This is a genomic window from Streptomyces sp. NPDC041784 (genome assembly GCF_055591025.1).
Genome location: NZ_JBVJAB010000009.1, coordinates 1 through 15,969, shown reverse-complemented (window position 1 = coordinate 15,969; position 15,969 = coordinate 1). Strand labels below are relative to the sequence as shown.

At 73.5% G+C, this 15,969-nt stretch carries 12 protein-coding genes and 1 pseudogene; 6 read left to right on the top strand and 7 right to left on the bottom strand.

What is annotated here, in order from left to right; genetic code table 11:
• Nucleotides 1-138: 138 nt before the first annotated feature.
• Nucleotides 139-1,023 carry an NAD(P)-dependent oxidoreductase gene (locus ACZ6D7_RS20480; protein WP_469492255.1) on the bottom strand — a complete coding sequence of 295 codons (885 nt, stop codon included), beginning with the start codon at nt 1,021-1,023 and terminating at the stop codon, nt 139-141.
• Nucleotides 1,024-1,056: 33 nt separating this feature from the next.
• Here ACZ6D7_RS20480 and ACZ6D7_RS20475 point away from each other — a divergent pair.
• Both ACZ6D7_RS20475 and ACZ6D7_RS20470 read left to right on the top strand, forming a co-directional pair.
• Nucleotides 1,057-1,660: pseudogene (locus ACZ6D7_RS20475) on the top strand (substrate-binding domain-containing protein); the annotation flags it as partial.
• Nucleotides 1,661-1,698: 38 nt separating this feature from the next.
• Nucleotides 1,699-2,244: a hypothetical protein gene (locus ACZ6D7_RS20470; RefSeq protein WP_469492253.1), complete on the top strand. Its 546-nt coding sequence runs from the start codon at nt 1,699-1,701 to the stop codon at nt 2,242-2,244.
• 32 nt (nt 2,245-2,276) lie between these two features.
• On the opposite strand, the gene ACZ6D7_RS20465 is transcribed toward ACZ6D7_RS20470, so the two are convergent.
• A complete protein-coding gene (locus ACZ6D7_RS20465) occupies nt 2,277-3,521 on the bottom strand; it encodes an ROK family protein (RefSeq protein WP_469492251.1) in 1,245 nt (414 codons plus the stop codon).
• A 27-nt stretch (nt 3,522-3,548) separates the two neighbouring features.
• Entirely contained in the window at nt 3,549-4,202 is a 654-nt protein-coding gene (locus ACZ6D7_RS20460) for an alpha-ketoglutarate-dependent dioxygenase AlkB family protein (RefSeq protein ID WP_469492249.1), read from the bottom strand.
• Between the two features lie 68 nt (nt 4,203-4,270).
• On the opposite strand from ACZ6D7_RS20460, the gene ACZ6D7_RS20455 reads away from it, so the two are divergent.
• Nucleotides 4,271-5,410 (top strand): methyltransferase, encoded by a 1,140-nt coding sequence (locus ACZ6D7_RS20455; protein WP_469493018.1) that lies wholly within the window; start codon nt 4,271-4,273, stop codon nt 5,408-5,410.
• Here ACZ6D7_RS20455 and ACZ6D7_RS20450 read toward each other — a convergent pair.
• Both ACZ6D7_RS20450 and ACZ6D7_RS20445 read right to left on the bottom strand, forming a co-directional pair.
• Complete coding sequence (locus ACZ6D7_RS20450; RefSeq protein WP_469492247.1) at nt 5,397-6,233, bottom strand: class II fructose-bisphosphate aldolase; 837 nt, start codon at nt 6,231-6,233, stop codon at nt 5,397-5,399. The two genes, ACZ6D7_RS20455 and ACZ6D7_RS20450, sit on opposite strands and share 14 nt — an antisense overlap.
• 20 nt (nt 6,234-6,253) lie before the next feature.
• Nucleotides 6,254-7,129 carry an SIS domain-containing protein gene (locus tag ACZ6D7_RS20445; RefSeq protein ID WP_469492245.1) on the bottom strand — a complete coding sequence of 292 codons (876 nt, stop codon included), beginning with the start codon at nt 7,127-7,129 and terminating at the stop codon, nt 6,254-6,256.
• Between the two features lie 83 nt (nt 7,130-7,212).
• Between ACZ6D7_RS20445 and ACZ6D7_RS20440 the strand changes: the two genes are divergently transcribed.
• Nucleotides 7,213-7,992 (top strand): DeoR/GlpR family DNA-binding transcription regulator, encoded by a 780-nt coding sequence (locus tag ACZ6D7_RS20440; protein WP_469492243.1) that lies wholly within the window; start codon nt 7,213-7,215, stop codon nt 7,990-7,992.
• A gap of 35 nt (nt 7,993-8,027) precedes the next feature.
• Here the strand turns inward: ACZ6D7_RS20440 and ACZ6D7_RS20435 are convergent, their stop codons facing one another.
• Nucleotides 8,028-10,436 (bottom strand): MFS transporter, encoded by a 2,409-nt coding sequence (locus ACZ6D7_RS20435; protein ID WP_469492241.1) that lies wholly within the window; start codon nt 10,434-10,436, stop codon nt 8,028-8,030.
• Between the two features lie 170 nt (nt 10,437-10,606).
• Nucleotides 10,607-12,604 carry a molecular chaperone HtpG gene (gene htpG / locus ACZ6D7_RS20430; protein ID WP_469492239.1) on the bottom strand — a complete coding sequence of 666 codons (1,998 nt, stop codon included), beginning with the start codon at nt 12,602-12,604 and terminating at the stop codon, nt 10,607-10,609.
• Between the two features lie 804 nt (nt 12,605-13,408).
• Between htpG and ACZ6D7_RS20425 the strand changes: the two genes are divergently transcribed.
• Both ACZ6D7_RS20425 and ACZ6D7_RS20420 read left to right on the top strand, forming a co-directional pair.
• Complete coding sequence (locus ACZ6D7_RS20425) at nt 13,409-14,614, top strand: MFS transporter (RefSeq protein ID WP_469493015.1); 1,206 nt, start codon at nt 13,409-13,411, stop codon at nt 14,612-14,614.
• A gap of 400 nt (nt 14,615-15,014) precedes the next feature.
• A complete protein-coding gene (locus ACZ6D7_RS20420; RefSeq protein WP_469492237.1) occupies nt 15,015-15,815 on the top strand; it encodes a maleylpyruvate isomerase family mycothiol-dependent enzyme in 801 nt (266 codons plus the stop codon).
• Nucleotides 15,816-15,969: the final 154 nt, after the last annotated feature.

Below are 15,969 nucleotides of genomic sequence, written 5' to 3'. Positions count from 1 at the left end.
CAGGGCTCCCCCTTCTCCGTTCCTTGTGTCGCCCGGCTGGGGCACTCCCCCCCCCGCTGTGGGGGTGCTTTGGTCCCCCCCCCACCCCCCCCCCCCCCCCCCCCCCCCCCCCCCGACACGACGCCGGACCCGCGTGGTTCAGGCGTTCTCGTCGAAGCTCGCGAAGTACGCGGCGGCCATGTCCTCGTCGCCGTGTCCCTGCGCGGCGGCCCGCTCCATCCGGTCGGCGGTCGCGGCCGCCACGTCCAGTCGGACGCCGTTGTTCCGGCCGGCCTCGACGATGAGCCGCGCGTCCTTGGCCGCCGTCGTGACCGCGAACTGGGCGGGCGACAACCGCTCTTCGAGCACCAGGCCCGTCTTGGCGCGCAGGTAGCCCATGTCCAGCGGTCCGCCCGCGATCAGCCCGAAGAACGCCTCCGGGTCGACACCCAGGGCCTGCGACAGGGCGAGTACCTCACCGGCCGCGGCGGTGGCCGCGAGAACCCAACTGTTGGCCACCAGCTTCAGCCGGGTCGCGCTGCCCGCGCCACCGTCCTCGCCGGTCCACACCGTACGGGCGCCGACCGCGTCGAAGACGGGCGCCACCGCGTCCCGGTGTCCGGCCGGACCGGCCGCCAGAACCGTCAGCTGACCGGCCTCGGCGGGCTGGCGGGTGCCCAGCACCGGCGCGTCGAAGAACACCAGCCCGTGCTCGTCGGCGAAGGCGGCCAGGCCGGCGATCGCCTCGGTCCCGGCCGTCGTGGACTGCGCCCAGACGGCACCCCGGCGCAGGGCGGTCGCGGCCTCGCGCATGACCTCCAGCGTGGCGGGGCCGTCGTACAGCATGGTCAGGACCACGTCCGCGTCGCGCACGGCCTCGGCGGGGGTGTCGACGACCGCGATGCCGTCGGCGGTCAGCGGCTCGGCCTTGGCGCGGGTGCGGTTCCAGGCGCGGACGGTGTGTCCGGCGCGGGCGAGGTTGCGGGCCATCGCCGCGCCCATGATGCCGGTTCCCAGGACACTCACGGTGATCTTGTCGGTCATGGTCTCAACCTACTGCGCCGCGGCGCGCACGAGCCCGTCGCGCTGATGTGCGTACGGGTGCTGCCCGCGTTGGCGCCGCTGGTCGCCGACGGGCTGGAGCTGCGGGTCACCCAGGGGCTGACCGAGCCGCTCCTGGAGGAGATGCGGGCCGGGCGGCACGATCTGGTGGTCGCCACCCGGCGGCCGCGCGGCCGCGCCCTGGAGTCGGTGCCGTTGGCCGACGAGGAGTACGTCCTGGTCGCCTCCCCCGCCTGGGCCCGGCGGACGGCCGCCCATCCCGAGGCCGGTGACCTGTGCGCCGCGCTGCGGGACGTCCCGCTGATCACCTACGCCGAGGACCTGCCCATCGCCCGCCGCTACTGGCGGAACGTCTTCGGCAAGCAGCTCACCGCGCGGGCCGCGGTCACCGTGCCGAACCTCTACGCGGTGCTGTCCGCCGTCAACGCGGGTGCCGGTCACAGCGTCCTGCCGTACTCCTTGTGCCAGGAGTACCTGGACGCGGGCCGTCTCGCGCGGCTGCACGCCCCCGAGGAACCGCCGCTCAACACCCTGTTCCTCGTCCAGCCCGGGCGCCGAGGCCAATCCCGAGGTACTCCGGGTCCGCGACCGGCTGTCGGCGGCGGCACGCGACTGGTAGTCACAGGGAGGGAGAGGTCTCGTCGAGGGGAGTGGATCATGCGGATCCGTTACGCGGTCGTGGTATGCGCCGGTACGGCCGTGCTGGCGGCCTCGCTGACCGGCTGCACGGTGGAGGTCGCGGGCAGCACGGGCGTCACGGTGACCGAGGACGGACAGCCGGTCGGGGTGCTGATGGTCTGTCACGACCACATCGACGGCGTCACGTTGTACACCGACGACGGCACGAGTGAGGGTGACGGGAACGGGGACGGGGACGGGGACGGGGAGACGCTCGCGACATGGAGCCGCACCCGGGCCGCGACCGGTTTCGTCACCTGGCCGCTGGCCGGCGGCGTCGCGGGCTGGACCGTCGAGAAGCCGATGCCGGACCGGCTGGAAGCCGGGCGCACGTACACCCTGTACGGCTGGACCGAGGACAACTCCTGGTCGACGGGCCACGTGTCCTTCACCCCCGCGCAGCTGGCCGGTCTCACGCCGGGCCAGGTGCGCCACTTCACGGGTGACGTGACCGGCGCCGACGACGACGGCTACCGCACCGATTCGTTCGCCGACTTCCGCGCCGCCGCCTGCGCGGACGACTGACACGGTCCCGGCATCCGTGGGCGGGCGGATGTTCAGACCTCGACGAGCGCCGCCAGCGGATCGTCGAGCACCGGCTGCCAGGCCAACTCGGCCGCGCCGACCAGGCTGTTGTGGTCGAGGGAGCAGGCGAGGATGGGGACTCCGCCGCTGCGGCCCCAGAGGCTGCGGTCCGCGACGACCGCCCGCAGCCGGTCGGGGTCGGCGTCCAGGAGGGTGCGGTGCAGACCCCCGAGGATGATCCGGTCGGGGTTGAGGATGTTCACCAGTCCGGCCAGGCCCAGGCCGAGCCGGTCGATCAGGGCCTCGGCGGCCGTGCGGACCACGGGGTCGCCGTACTCCTCGCGGACCAGTTCGTTGGCCTGCTGGAGCAGGGAGCCCTCGGGGCCGGGGTCGCGCCCGGCGGTGGTGAGGAGGGCGAGCGGATCGGCCTCGACGTCGAGGCAGCCGCGGCTGCCGCAGTGGCAGGGGCGGCCCTCGGGGTTGACGGTGAGGTGGCCGACCTCCAGGGCGAGGCCCGAACTGCCCGTGTGCAGACGGCCGTCGAGGACGAGCGCGCCACCGACGCCCCGGTGCCCGGTGGCCACGCACAGCAGGTCGCGGGCGCCGCGCCCGGCGCCGTGCCGGTGTTCGGCGAGTGCGGCGAGGTTGACGTCGTTGCCCGCGAAGGCGGCCCCGGTGATCCCGGCGTCCCGGACCCGGTCGGCGAAGATCTCCCGCACCCGCGCCCCCACCGGCCAGGCCAGGTGGAGGGGATTGAGGGCCAGACCCTCGGGTTCTGCGACGGCGGACGGTACGGCGAGTCCGGCGCCCACGCACCGGCGTCCGGTCCGCCGCAGCAGTTCGGCGCCGGCGTCGACGGCGGCGCCGAGCACCTTCGCCGGGTCGGCGTCGACGGCCTCGCAGCTCGGGGTGGTGGCCACGATCCGCCCGCCGAGCCCGACCAGCGCGGCCCGGAACCCGTCGGAGTGCACCTGGGCGGCCAGGGCGACCGGTCCGTCCTCGGCGACGTCCAGCCGGTGCGAGGGGCGGCCCTGGGAGCCGGCGGCGGCGCCGGGCCGGGCGTCGACCCGGATCAGGCCCAGCGCCTCCAGCTCCGCGGCGACCGCGCCCGCCGTGGCGCGGGTGACGCCGAGCTCGGCGGTGAGCACCGCCCGGGTGGGGGCACGTCCGGTGTGCACCAGCTCCAACGCGGGGCCGAGCGCACCGCGCCCCCGGTCCAGCCGCGCCCTCGAGGTGGTTCCTTCCCCCGCCGTCCGGGGGTCCGCCTTGCCGCTCATGAGGGGGAGTCTCCCATGATCCGTTCCTCAGCCGGTGCCGGGGAAGCCGCTGACCCGCAGGGTGATGTTCAGCCGTCCGGTCAGGCCCAGGGCGGCCGGGGCCGTGCCGGGCAGGACGCGGGGCACGCCGTGGTAGGCCTGGCGGGACGGCCCGCCGAAGACGAACAGGTCGCCGCTGCGCAGTTCGACGTCGGTCCAGGGCCGGGTGCGGGTCTCGGTGTTGCCGAAGCGGAAGACGCAGGTGTCGCCGAGGCTGAGGGAGACCACCGGCGCGTCGGACCGCTCGTCGGCGTCGCGGTGCATGCCCATCCGGGCGTCCCCGTCGTAGAAGTTGATCAGCGCGATGTCGTAGGACTCCCCGGCGGTGCCGAGCGCGTCGGCCACCGCCCGCCGGCCCAGCTCGCCCAGCCACGCCGGGAAAGGCTTCACCGGCGCGCCGTCCCCGTCGGTGACCGTGCGGGCGTAGGCGTACGGGTACCAGTGCCAGCCCAGGCAGACCTGGCGGGCGGTCATCGTGCCGCCGCCGGGGGTGCGGACCGTGCGCAGTCCGGCCAGCGGGCGGGCCCACGCCCGGCAGGCCCGCAGCAGCTCGCGCTGGTGGTCCGGGTCCAGCCAGTCGGGCACGTGCACCGCGCCCGGCGCGATCTGGACGCGTTCGCGGGGAAACAGCTCGCCGTCCATGATGCCCATCCTGCCCCACGGGGTCTGAGCTGCGGCTCGGCTAGCCTTGACCCACGATGAACGACCGTATGACGACGCCGTGGGGCGAGGCCGCCCTGGCCCGCCACCCCGAGGATCCGCGCGACCGGCTGCGCGCCTGGGACGCCTCCGACACCTACCTGCTCAGACACCTCGCGGAGCAGGACGTTCCGCTGACCGGCACGGTCGTGGTGCTCGGCGACCGCTGGGGCGCGCTGGTCACGGCGCTCGCGGCGCACCGCCCGACCCAGATCACCGACTCCTGGCTGGGGCAGGAGGCGACGCGGGCGAACCTCGCGCGGGCCGGCGTCGAGCCCGGCTCGGTCCTGCTGCTCACGACCCAGGACCCGGTGCCGGAGCGGATCGACGTGCTGCTGGTCCGGGTGCCGAAGAGCCTCGCGCTGCTGGAGGACCAGCTGCTGCGCCTGGCGCCCGCCGTGCACGCGGACACGGTCGTGGTCGGCACCGGCATGGTGAAGGAGATCCACACCTCGACGCTGCGGCTGTTCGAGCGGATCCTCGGCCCGACCCGGACCTCCCTGGCCGAGCAGAAGGCCCGGCTGATCTTCTGCACCCCGGACCCGTCACTGGCGCGCCCCGCCACCCCGTGGCCGTACGCCTACGATCTGCCCGGCGACCTCGGCCGCGCGCTCGCCGGCCGCCCGGTCGTCAACCACGCGGGCGTGTTCTGCGCGGACCGGCTCGACATCGGCACCCGGTTCTTCCTCCAGCACCTGCCGGAGACCCACGGCACCCGGCGGGTGGTCGACCTGGGCTGCGGCAACGGGATCGTCGGGACGGCGGTGGCGCTGGCCAACCCGGCGGCCGAGGTGCTGTTCACGGACGAGTCGTTCCAGGCGGTGGCCTCGGCGGAGGCGACGTACAAGGCCAACGGGGTGCCGGGGCACGCCGAGTTCCGGGTCGGGGACGGCCTGGACGGGGTGCCGGACGACAGTGTGGACCTCGTGCTGAACAACCCGCCGTTCCACTCCCACCAGGCGACGACGGACGCGACGGCGTGGCGGATGTTCAGCGGGGCGCGGCGGGTGCTGCGGCCGGGCGGCGAGCTGTGGGTGGTGGGCAACCGTCACCTCGGCTATCACGTGAAGCTGAAGCGGCTGTTCGGGAACGGCGAAGTGATCGCCGGGGACCGGAAGTTCGTGGTGCTGCGGGCGGTCAGGAAGGGCTGAGCAGGCGGGTGAGCCGCTCCACGGTCCGCGCCATCGCGTCGCGGGCCGCGCTCAGGTAGGTGCGGGAGTCGACCGCCTCCGGGTGGGTGGCGAGGTGCTCCCGGATCGCGCCGGTCATGGCCTGGTTGAGGGCGGTGCCGATGTTGACCTTGGTGATGCCGCCCGTGACGGCGGTGGTCAGCTCGTCGTCCGGGACGCCGGAGGAGCCGTGCAGGACGAGCGGCACGTCGAGGGCGGTGGCCAGACGTGCGAGGAGCGCGTGGTCGAGGGTGGCGGTGCGGGTGGTCATCGCGTGGACGCTGCCGATGGCCACGGCCAGCGCGTCCACCCCCGAGTCCGCGACGAACGCGCGAGCCTCGACGGGATCGGTGCGGGCCCCCGGCGCATGGGCGCCCTTGCCGCCGATCTCCCCCAACTCCGCCTCGATCCACAGCCCTTGGGCGTGCGCCCGGTCGACGGCGGCCCGGGTCGCGGCGAGATTCTCGTCGTACGGGAGCCGGGAGGCGTCGTACATCACGGAGCTGAACCCGGCGTCGGCGGCCTGGTAAAGCAGGCGGTCGCTCCGGACGTGGTCGAGGTGCAACGCGACCGGTACGGCGGCGTGTTCGGCGGCGACGGCCGCGGCGCGGGCCAGCGGCAGCAGGCGCCCGCCGCGGAACGCGACCGCGTTCTCGCTGACCTGGAGGACGACGGGCGCGCGGGCGGCCTCGGCGCCGGCGACGACCGCCTCGACGTGCTCCAGCGTGATGATGTTGAAGGCGGCGACGGCGGCACGGGCCTCGCGGGCGCGGACGACCAGTTCGCCGGTGGTGGTGAGGGGCACGGCACCTCCTGGGGGACCGGTCAGAGGATCACCGAGCGGGTGAGGTGGCGGGGCCGGTCCGGGTCGAGGCCGCGGGCGGCGGCGACGGCCACGGCCAGGCGCTGGGCGCGGACCAGTTCGGCGAGCGGGTCCAGGGCGGCGGGAATCCACAACGCGCCGGTGGCCCGGACCTGTTCGGCCAGGCCCTCGGGGGCCTCGCCGAGCATCCAGGTGGCCGTGCCGGCGGTGCTGATGCTGACGGGCCCGTGCCGGTACTCCATCGCGGGGTACGACTCGGTCCAGGCCAGGGCCGCCTCGCGCATCTTCAGGGCGGCCTCGTTCGCGAGGCCGACGGTCCAGCCGTGCCCCAGGAAGGTGAACTGCCCGCAGTCCACGAGCCCTTCGGGCAGCGGCTCGGCGAGGGCGGTGCGGGCGTCGGCGACGGCGGCGTCCGGGTGCAGGCCGAGGTGGGCGCGGAGCAGGGTGAGCGCGGTGGTCGCGAACCTCGTCTGCACGACGGAGCGTTCGTCGGCATAGGCCAGGACCACGACCTGGTCGGCGGCGCGCATGACGGGGGTGTGCGGGTCGGCGGTGATCGCGGTCGTGCGGGTGTGGCCGCGCAGTCGGGCGAGCAGGTCGAGCACCTCGGTGGTGGTGCCCGAGCGGGTGAGGGCGACGACTCGGTCGTAGGCGCGTCCGTGGGGGAAGACGGAGGCGGCGAAGGCGTCGGTCTCGCCGTGGCCCGCGCCCTCACGCAGGGCGGCGGCCGCCTGGGCCATGAAGAAGGAGGTGCCGCAGCCGACGATCGCGACCCGCTCCCCCGGTGTCGGCAACTCCCCCGTGTACCGGCCGGCTTCGGCCGCGACGCGGGTCCAGCACTCGGGCTGGCCGGCCAGCTCGTCCTCGACGTACGTCATGCCCCACCCCTCCCAGCGATGCTTGTTCCTGCAAGATAGAGGCATCTTTCGAACAACTTCAAGCATGCGAACGGAGACCGCCGATGTCCCGCGACACCCGCTGGAAGGCCTTGCTGGAGCTGCTCGTCGAGCGTGGCCGACTGGACGTGGAGGACGCGGCGGCTCAGCTGTCGGTGTCGGCCGCGACGATCCGGCGCGACTTCGACCAGCTCGCCGAGCAGCAGATGCTGGTGCGCACCCGGGGCGGCGCGGTGGTGCACGGGGTGTCGTACGAGCTGCCGCTGCGCTACAAGACGGCCCGGCACGCCTCCGAGAAGCTGCGGATCGCCCGGGCGGTGGCGGATCTGGTCGCGCCCGGTGAGGCGGTCGGGCTGACCGGGGGTACGACCACGACGGAGGTGGCGCGGGCGCTGGCCGTCCGCGCGGACCTGGCGTCCGGCTCGCCGGCGCTGACCGTCGTCACGAACGCGCTGAACATCGCGGGCGAGCTGGCCGTGCGGCCCCAGTTCAAGATCGTGGTGACCGGCGGGGTGGCGCGCGCCCAGTCGTACGAGCTGGTCGGGCCGCTCGCGGACGGGGTGCTGGGGCAGATCACCCTCGACGTGGCGGTGCTCGGGGTCGGGTCCTTCGACGTGACGCACGGCGCCGCCGCGCACGACGAGGCCGAGGCGGCGGTCAACCGGCTGCTGTGCGAACGCGCGGAGCGGGTCGTGGTCGCCACCGACTCCAGCAAGCTGCGGCGGCGCGCGTTCGCCCGGATCTGCGCGACCGACGCGGTGGACGTCCTGGTCACGGACACGGCGGCGGACGCGGGGACGGTACGCCGGTTCGAGGAGGCCGGGGTCCGGGTCGTCACGGTGTGACGACCCGGGCGCCCCCTCGCCGGCCGCGCAGCGAACTAGCCTCCGGTGTGGGCGAGTTCGATGTCGTGGTCGTCCACGCCGTCGCCGCCGAGGGTGATCCCGGTCGCACGGGGTGGGTAGCCGGTGGCTGTGACGGTGTACCAGCCGCTGTCCAGGTCGGAGAAGGCGTACGCCCCGTCGCTCCCGGTCGTGGCAGAGGCGACGACGTTGCCGGCGGCGTCCATCAGCGTCACCCGCGCGTCGCCCAGCGGAGCGCCGGCGCCGCGTACCGTGCCGCGCACCTGCGCGCCGGGCCGCAGTTCGACGTCGACCCGGGTGATCCCGGTGGAGCCGATCCGCACGGGCAGGGCCAGCGGCCGGTGCTTGGGCGAGCTGACCGCGAGGGTCACCGCCCCCGGCACCAGCTCGACGACGGAGAACTGGCCCGCGCCGTCCGTCCGCGTGGTGGCCAGCACGTCCCCGCCGACGTCGGTGACGACCACCACCGCCCCGGCGACCGGCGCCCCGCCGTCCGCGGTGCGCACCGCGCCGGCCAGCCCGCTGGTGCCGCTCAGCAGCACGTCGTACGTCACCGGCGTGGCCCCGACCACCACGGTGGTGGCTTGCGGCTGATGGCCGTCGGCGGCGGCGATGAGGACGTACGTGCCCTCTCCTGGCGCCTCGACGGCGTAGGCGCCGTCGGCCCCGGCGATCGCGCGGCCCACCTGGCGGCCGCCGAGCGAGATCAGGGTGACGGCGGCACCGCCCATCGGTGCCCGCTCCGCGCCGCGGACGTGGCCGCGCACGGGGTGACCGCCGGTCCGTCCGCCGTCGGCCAACCCCGGTACGGTCGCGACCAGTTCGGCCACCGCCCGGGCGAGCGGTACGGCGACGGCGGCTCCGACGGCCTGTTCCTTCGGGGCGGTGGCGGCGGCCACCCGGTGTCCCGGGGCGGCGGCGGAGGGCGGGGTGGGCTGCCCCTCGGGGGCGGCCTGCGCGGAGGCCGGGCCCGCCCGACGCCGCCCCGGAAGGAACGCCGCGACGACGAACGCGAGCACCGCCGCGCCGGAGCCGACCACCATGACCACCTTGAAACCGTTCTCGGAGGGCAGGGCGGTGGTGCCGAAGGGGGTGGTCATCCGGGCCGGGATCACCCCGGCGACCGCGCCGGCGGCGGAGGTGCCGATGGACCGCATCAGAATGTTGAGGCTGTTCGCGGCGGCCGACTCGGCGGGGTCCACGGCTCCCATGATCAGCGCGGGCATGGCGCCGTAGGCGAAGCCGATGCCGGCCCCGATGACACAGGAGACCAGCACCAGCTGCCATACGGCGTCCATCAGCACAAGGGTGAGCCCGTACCCGGCGGCCACGATCACGGCGCCGAGCATCAGGGTGACCTTGGGGCCCTTCGCCTTGGAAAGCAGGGCGGAAACCGGTGCCGTAGCCATCATCACCAGGCCCGTGGGGGCCATGACCAGGCCGGCGGCCAGCAGGGATCGGCCGAGACCGTAGCCCGTCGCCTCAGGCAACTGGAGGAGCTGGGGAAGGACCAGGGACATCGCGAACAGGGAGAAACCGAAGGCCAGGGAGGCGAGGTTGGTCACCAGCACCTGACGGCGGGCGCCGGCACGCAGGTCCACCAGCGGTTCCTCGACCCGCAGTTCGAAGAGCCCCCACAGCGGCAGGACGACCACGGCGGCGGTGAACAGCCCGAGCGTGGTGACGCCCGTCCAGCCCCAGTCGGCGCCCTTCGAGATCCCCAGCATCAGACAGACCAGTCCGGCCGCCACGCCCAGGGCTCCGACGAGGTCGAAGCGGCCGCCGGTGCGCACCGGCGACTCGGGCACGACCGCCAGGACGAGCACGGCGGCGACGGCACCGAGCGCGGCCGACGTCCAGAACAGCACGTGCCAGTCGAAGTGGCCCGCGATGAGCGCGGCGGCGGGCAGCCCGAGCGCGCCACCGACCCCGAGGGAGGCACTCATCAGCGCGGTGGCCGAGCCGAGACGCTCGGCGGGCAGTTCGTCGCGCATGACGCTGATGCCGAGCGGGATCACCCCGGACGCGAGGCCCTGGAGCGCCCGGCCGACGATCAGCGGGGCGAGCGCGTCACCGAGCGCGGCGGTGACCGAGCCGGCGATCAGCATGCCGAGGCTGACGAGCAGCATGCGGCGCTTGCCGTACATGTCGCCGAGCCGGCCCATGACCGGGGTGGCGACGGCGGCCGCGAGGAGGGTGGCGGTGACCACCCAGGCCGCGTCGGAGGCGGAGACGTCCAGCAGCTTCGGCAGCTCCGGGACGATCGGGATCACCAGGGTCTGCATGAGCGAGACCACGATCCCGCCGAAGGCCAGCGCGGCGACGACGAGTCCGGCTCGCGGCGCTGCGTACTCACCGGCCGCCATGGACTCCGCCGACCGCGCGGGATCCCCCGTCACCCCGGGACGCGCATGGGCATGGGACATGGTGAGGCCTCCGTGGGGGGATGCGAGCCGGCACAACTGCGCAGCATCGTAGGCCTAGTTGAATGACTCAACCAATTGGCACATGCGGTGTGCGGGCGGTGAAGATTCCGGGCAGGAGGAGGCCTCCTGCCCGGTCTTCGTCACGTCCCCGTCGCGTCCCCGTCGGGGCGTTACAGCGCGCGCTCCAGATGGTCCGCCACCAGCTTCACGAACCGTCCGGGCTCCTTCGGCCGGCCGCCCTCGGCGAGCACCGCCAGGCCGTGCAACAGCTCGGCGGTGCCGGCGAGTTCGGTGCGGTCCTCGCGCTCCTTGTACGCCTGGTTCAGGCCCTGCACCAGCAGGTGCCCGGGGTTGAGTTCCAGGATCCGCTGGGCCTTGGGCACCTCCTGCCCCATCGCGCGGTACATGTTCTCCAGCGCCGGGGTGAGGTCGTTCGCGTCGGAGACGATGCAGGCCGGAGAGACGGTGAGGCGGGACGAGAGGCGCACCTCCTTGACGTCCTCGCCGAGTTGCTCCTTCATCCAGCCGAGCAGAGCGGCGTACTCCTCGCCCTGCTTCTCGCGCTCGCCGTCGGCCTGCGCGTCGTCCTCCGTGCCGAGGTCGACCTCGCCCTTGGCGACGGAGCGCAGCCGCCTGCCGTCGAACTCGCCCACCACGTCGACCCACACCTCGTCGACGGGGTCGGTGAGCAGCAGGACCTCGATGCCCTTGGCCCGGAACGCCTCCATGTGCGGGGAGTTCTCGATGCTCTCGCGGGACTCGCCGGTCAGGTAGTAGACGTCCTCCTGGCCGTCCTTCATCCGCTCCACGTAGCCCGCGAGCGTGGTGGGCTCGTCGTCGGCGTGCGTGCTCGCGAACGACGCGACGGCGAGGAGGGCCTCACGGTTGTCGGGGTCGGAGAGCAGCCCCTCCTTCAGGACGGAGCCGAACTCCCGCCAGAACGTGGCGTATCGCTCCGGGGCCGCGGTCATGGTGTCCTTGACCGTGGAGAGGATCTTCTTGGTCAGCCGGCGCTGCATCATCCGGATGTGGCGGTCCTGCTGGAGGATCTCGCGGGAGACGTTCAGCGAGAGGTCCGCCGCGTCGACCACACCCTTGACGAACCGCAGGTAGGACGGCAGCAGCGCCTCGCAGTCGTCCATGATGAAGACGCGCTTCACGTACAGCTGCACGCCGCGCTTGTGGCCCTGCGTGTAGAGGTCGTGCGGGGCGTGCGAGGGGACGAACAGCAGCGCCTGGTACTCGAAGGTGCCCTCCGCCTGGAGCCGGATCGTCTCCAGCGGCTCGCGCCAGTCGTGGCTGATGTGCTTGTACAGCTCGTGGTACTCGTCGTCGGACACCTCCTCGCGCGAGCGCGCCCACAGCGCCTTCATCGAGTTCAGCGTCTCGGGCTCGGAAGCGGTTTCCCTGTCGGTTCCGTCGGTCCTGTCGGTTCCGTCGGTCCCGTCGGTGCCGTCGGTCGCGTCGGTCGCGTCGGTCGCGTCGGCATGATCCGTCTCGCCCGTCGTGCCGGTCTTCTTCGGTACCAGCCGGATTGGCCAGGTGATGAAGTCCGAGTACCGCTTGACGATGTCCTTGATCGTCCAGGCGGAGGTGTAGTCGTGCAGCTGGTCGTCGGAGTCGGCCGGCTTGAGGTGCAGGGTGACCGAGGTGCCCTGCGGCGCGTCCGCCACCGTCTCCAGCGTGTACGTGCCCTCCCCGCGCGACGACCACCGGGTGCCCTGGCTCTCGCCGGCGCGCCGGGTCACCAGGGTCATCTCGTCGGCCACCATGAAGCCGGAGTAGAAGCCGACGCCGAACTGGCCGATGAGTCCCTCGGCCCCACCCGCGTCCTGCGCCTCGCGCAGCTCCTCGACGAACCGCGCCGTGCCCGAGTTGGCGATGGTGCCGATCAGCCGGCCCACCTCGTCGTACGACATCCCGATGCCGTTGTCCCGCACGGTGAGCGTACGGGCCTCGCCGTCGGCCTCGATCTCGATGTGCAGGTCGGAGACGTCGGCGCCGGGCGCGTCGTGCTTCAGCGCGGCCAGACGCAGCTTGTCCAGCGCGTCGGAGGCGTTGGAGACGAGCTCGCGCAGGAAGACGTCCTTGTTCGAGTAGACCGAGTGGATCATCAACTGGAGCAGCTGACGGGCCTCTACCTGGAACTCAAACGTTTCAGTCGTCATGGTTCGCGTGTACCTCACAGGTTCTGGTGTCTCCAGCACTGACCAGCCCACTCTAAAACACCAAGTCAGGCGGCAGTAACGCTTGTTCGAGGTCCCCGACCCGAGCCGAACGGAACTTCGAACGGCCGCGCGGGGGTCGCGGGGGTGAGGACCGCCGGCGGCAGGAACTCCGGCTGAATCGCTCAGCCCCCCTCATCGCGACGGGGACCGGCGGGCCGTCAAGCTTCGTGAGGCGTGCGCGTGCCGGTCTGCTCGCCGATCCATGACTCGGCGAAGCGTGTCCATGTCGATGCCGCTCCGGCCCCACGGGCAAGGCGTTCGGACCCGGGGGCCGCGGGGTGGGGGAGGCCGGTTGCCCGGTCATCGTCAGGCCGTCCTTTCGCCGCTGCGGGCGGCAGCCCACTGGCAGCCGTGTCCGGTTCCTCGCGAGCAGCGAACCTGGATACGGCGCTCGGGCCGTGCTGCTCGTGGCTCGATCGTCGTCCGGCCCTTCCAGACCAACCACAACCCCGCATGCCACTCTTCGCGACTTTCGGGGCACGCGCCCGCCCACGGCCCGGCCGCGTTCGCGCTGCGTGCGGGGTCCGCGACCCTGACACCGCGACCCTGACACCGCGACCCTGACGACGCGACCCTGACGACGCGGTCCTGACGACGCGGTCCTGACGACGCGGTCCTGACGACGCCGACACGGGCCGGCGCCCGAGCCCAGCGCGCTCGGGCGCACCGTCCCTTGCCCCGCCCCGCGCACCGACCTAGCCTGACTTTGTGCCGCAAATAAACAAAACCCGTTCGCACAACGCCGTGCCGGGCCGTGACCTCACCCGTCTCCGGATCACCCTGACCGCCTTCTTCGCCCTCGACGGCTTCGTCTTCGCCGGCTGGGTCGTGCGCATCCCCGCCATCAAGGAGCAGACCGGTGCCTCCGCCGGCGCCCTCGGACTGGCACTCCTCGGCGTGTCCGCGGGAGCGGTCGTCACGATGACCCTGACCGGCCGCCTCTGCCGCCGCTACGGCAGCCATCCGGTCACCGTCGTCTGCGCGGTGCTGCTCTCCCTGAGCGTCACCCTGCCCCCGCTGACCCACTCGGTGCCGATGCTCGGTGCGGCGCTGTTCGTCTTCGGAAGCGCTTACGGCGGTATCAACGTCGCCTTCAACAGCGCGGCCGTCGATCTGGTCGGCGCGTTGCGCAGGCCGATCATGCCCACCTTCCACGCGGCCTTCAGCCTGGGCGGCATGATCGGCGCCGGGCTGGGCGGGCTGGTCGCGGGCTCCCTGTCCCCCACCCGCCATCTGCTCGGCCTCGGGATCATCGGCCTGCTGGTGACGGCCCTGGCCGGCCCCGCGCTGCTACGGCTGGAAGCACCCCGGCCACCGGACGACGTCGCCGGGACCCGGCGCACCGAGGCGGCGGCGCGTGACGGATCCGGCCACCGCGACTCCCGCTCCCCCGCCTCCGCCAGTTCGCCCCGCACCCGCCGTCTTGTCCTCGTCTTCGGTCTCATCGCCCTCTGCACGGCCTACGGCGAGGGCGCCCTCGCCGACTGGGGCGCACTCCACCTCCAACAGGACCTGGGCTCCTCGGCCGGGGTCGCGGCCATCGGTTACTCCTGTTTCGCGCTCGCCATGACCATCGGCAGGCTGACCGGCACCACGCTGCTCGAACGGCTCGGCCGCACCCGCACGGTGGTGATCGGCGGTTCCGTCGCGGCGGCCGGAATGCTGCTCGGCTCCCTGGCCCCGGCCCTGTGGGCGGCGCTGCTGGGGTATCTGGTCACGGGGATCGGGCTGGCCAACCTCTTTCCGGTGGCCGTCGAACGCGCGGGCACGCTGGCCGGGCCCAGTGGCGTGGCCGTCGCGTCCACCCTCGGCTATGGCGGCATGCTGCTCGGCCCGCCCGCCATCGGTTTCATGGCCGAGTGGTTCTCCCTGCCCGTCGCCCTCACCAGCGTGGCATTCCTGGCGGGCCTGGCCGCGCTCATCGGGCTGGGTACGCGGCGGGCGGCCTAGGACCAATGCTGGTGACTTACCTGTCCGGCCGATCATGCCGCAGACGCGGGGTGTGGCACGCCCTCCCCCAGAGGGGGCACCCCCAACGGCGTTGTCGTCGGTTGCCGACTCCCCCGCGCTCGGCTGCGCTCGCACGGGGGGACCCCCGTCGCGTCGACGCCCTCCTCCGCCTTGCAGCTGCACGCACCACACCCCGCTCACCGGCACTACCCAGGCACCGTCGCTTTCCTGCGACTTGATCGGCCGGACAGGCCCTAGCGGGGCCGAGGATCGCGACCGCGGGGAAGCACGACCGCCGGCGAGCGCGACCGCGGCGGCCGTGCACGCGGGAACACGCGGAAACCGCTTGAGAGACACAAGCCGTGCCTCCATCCGCCCTCCATCCGGCAGACTCACCCCCATGGAGACCGCCGAGTTCATCCGCATCCTCGACCGGGAAGGCCGGGCGCTGGCCGACGCGGCGGCCGACGCCGGGGCCGACGCCAAGGTGCCGACCTGTCCGGACTGGCAGGTCAGGGACCTGCTGCGGCACACGGGCATGGTGCACCGCTGGGCCGGCTCGTTCGTGGCCGAGGGCCGTACCGCGTACCACCCGGAGGACGGTCTGCCGGACCTCGACGGCGCCGAACTGCTCGCCTGGTTCCGCGAGGGGCACCGCCTGCTCGTCGACACGCTGGCCTCCGCCCCTCCCGACGTGGAGTGCTGGCACTTCCTGCCCGCGCCCTCGCCGCTCGCGTTCTGGGCGAGGCGGCAGGCGCACGAGACGGCCGTGCACCGGGTGGACGCCGAGTCGGCGCGCGGCCGCCCGCCCGAGGAGGTCGCCGGGGAGTTCACCGCCGGCTTCGCGGCCGACGGCATCGACGAACTGCTCAGCGGCTTCCACGCCCGCTCCAGGAGCAAGGTGCGCACCGACCGGCCTCGGGTCCTGCGGATCCGGGCGACGGACGCGGCGGACCCTGCGGACCACCCTGCGGACCCTTCGGCCGCGAGCGACGACGCCGTCTGGACCGTACGACTGTCGGCCGAGCCGCCCGTGACGGAGCGGAACGCCGACGGGGACGCCGGCGGGGAGGCCGACTGCGAGATCACCGGGCCGGCGGGCCGGCTCTACCTGGCGTTGTGGAACCGGTTGCCGTTCCCGGCCGTGACAGGTGACGCGTCGCTCGCGACCCTGTGGCGGGAGCGGTCCGCCGTCACGTAGAGCTGACCTCCGGGCGGACGAGCATCCGCGTCAGCACCGCGGGGGGGGGGGGGGGGGGGGGGGGGCGGGGGGCGGGGCGCCTTCCGCGTGGGTGCGCCCAGAAGCCCCCCCCACCCTCCCCGCGCCACGCCTGCCCTCCACAGACGCCACCTCC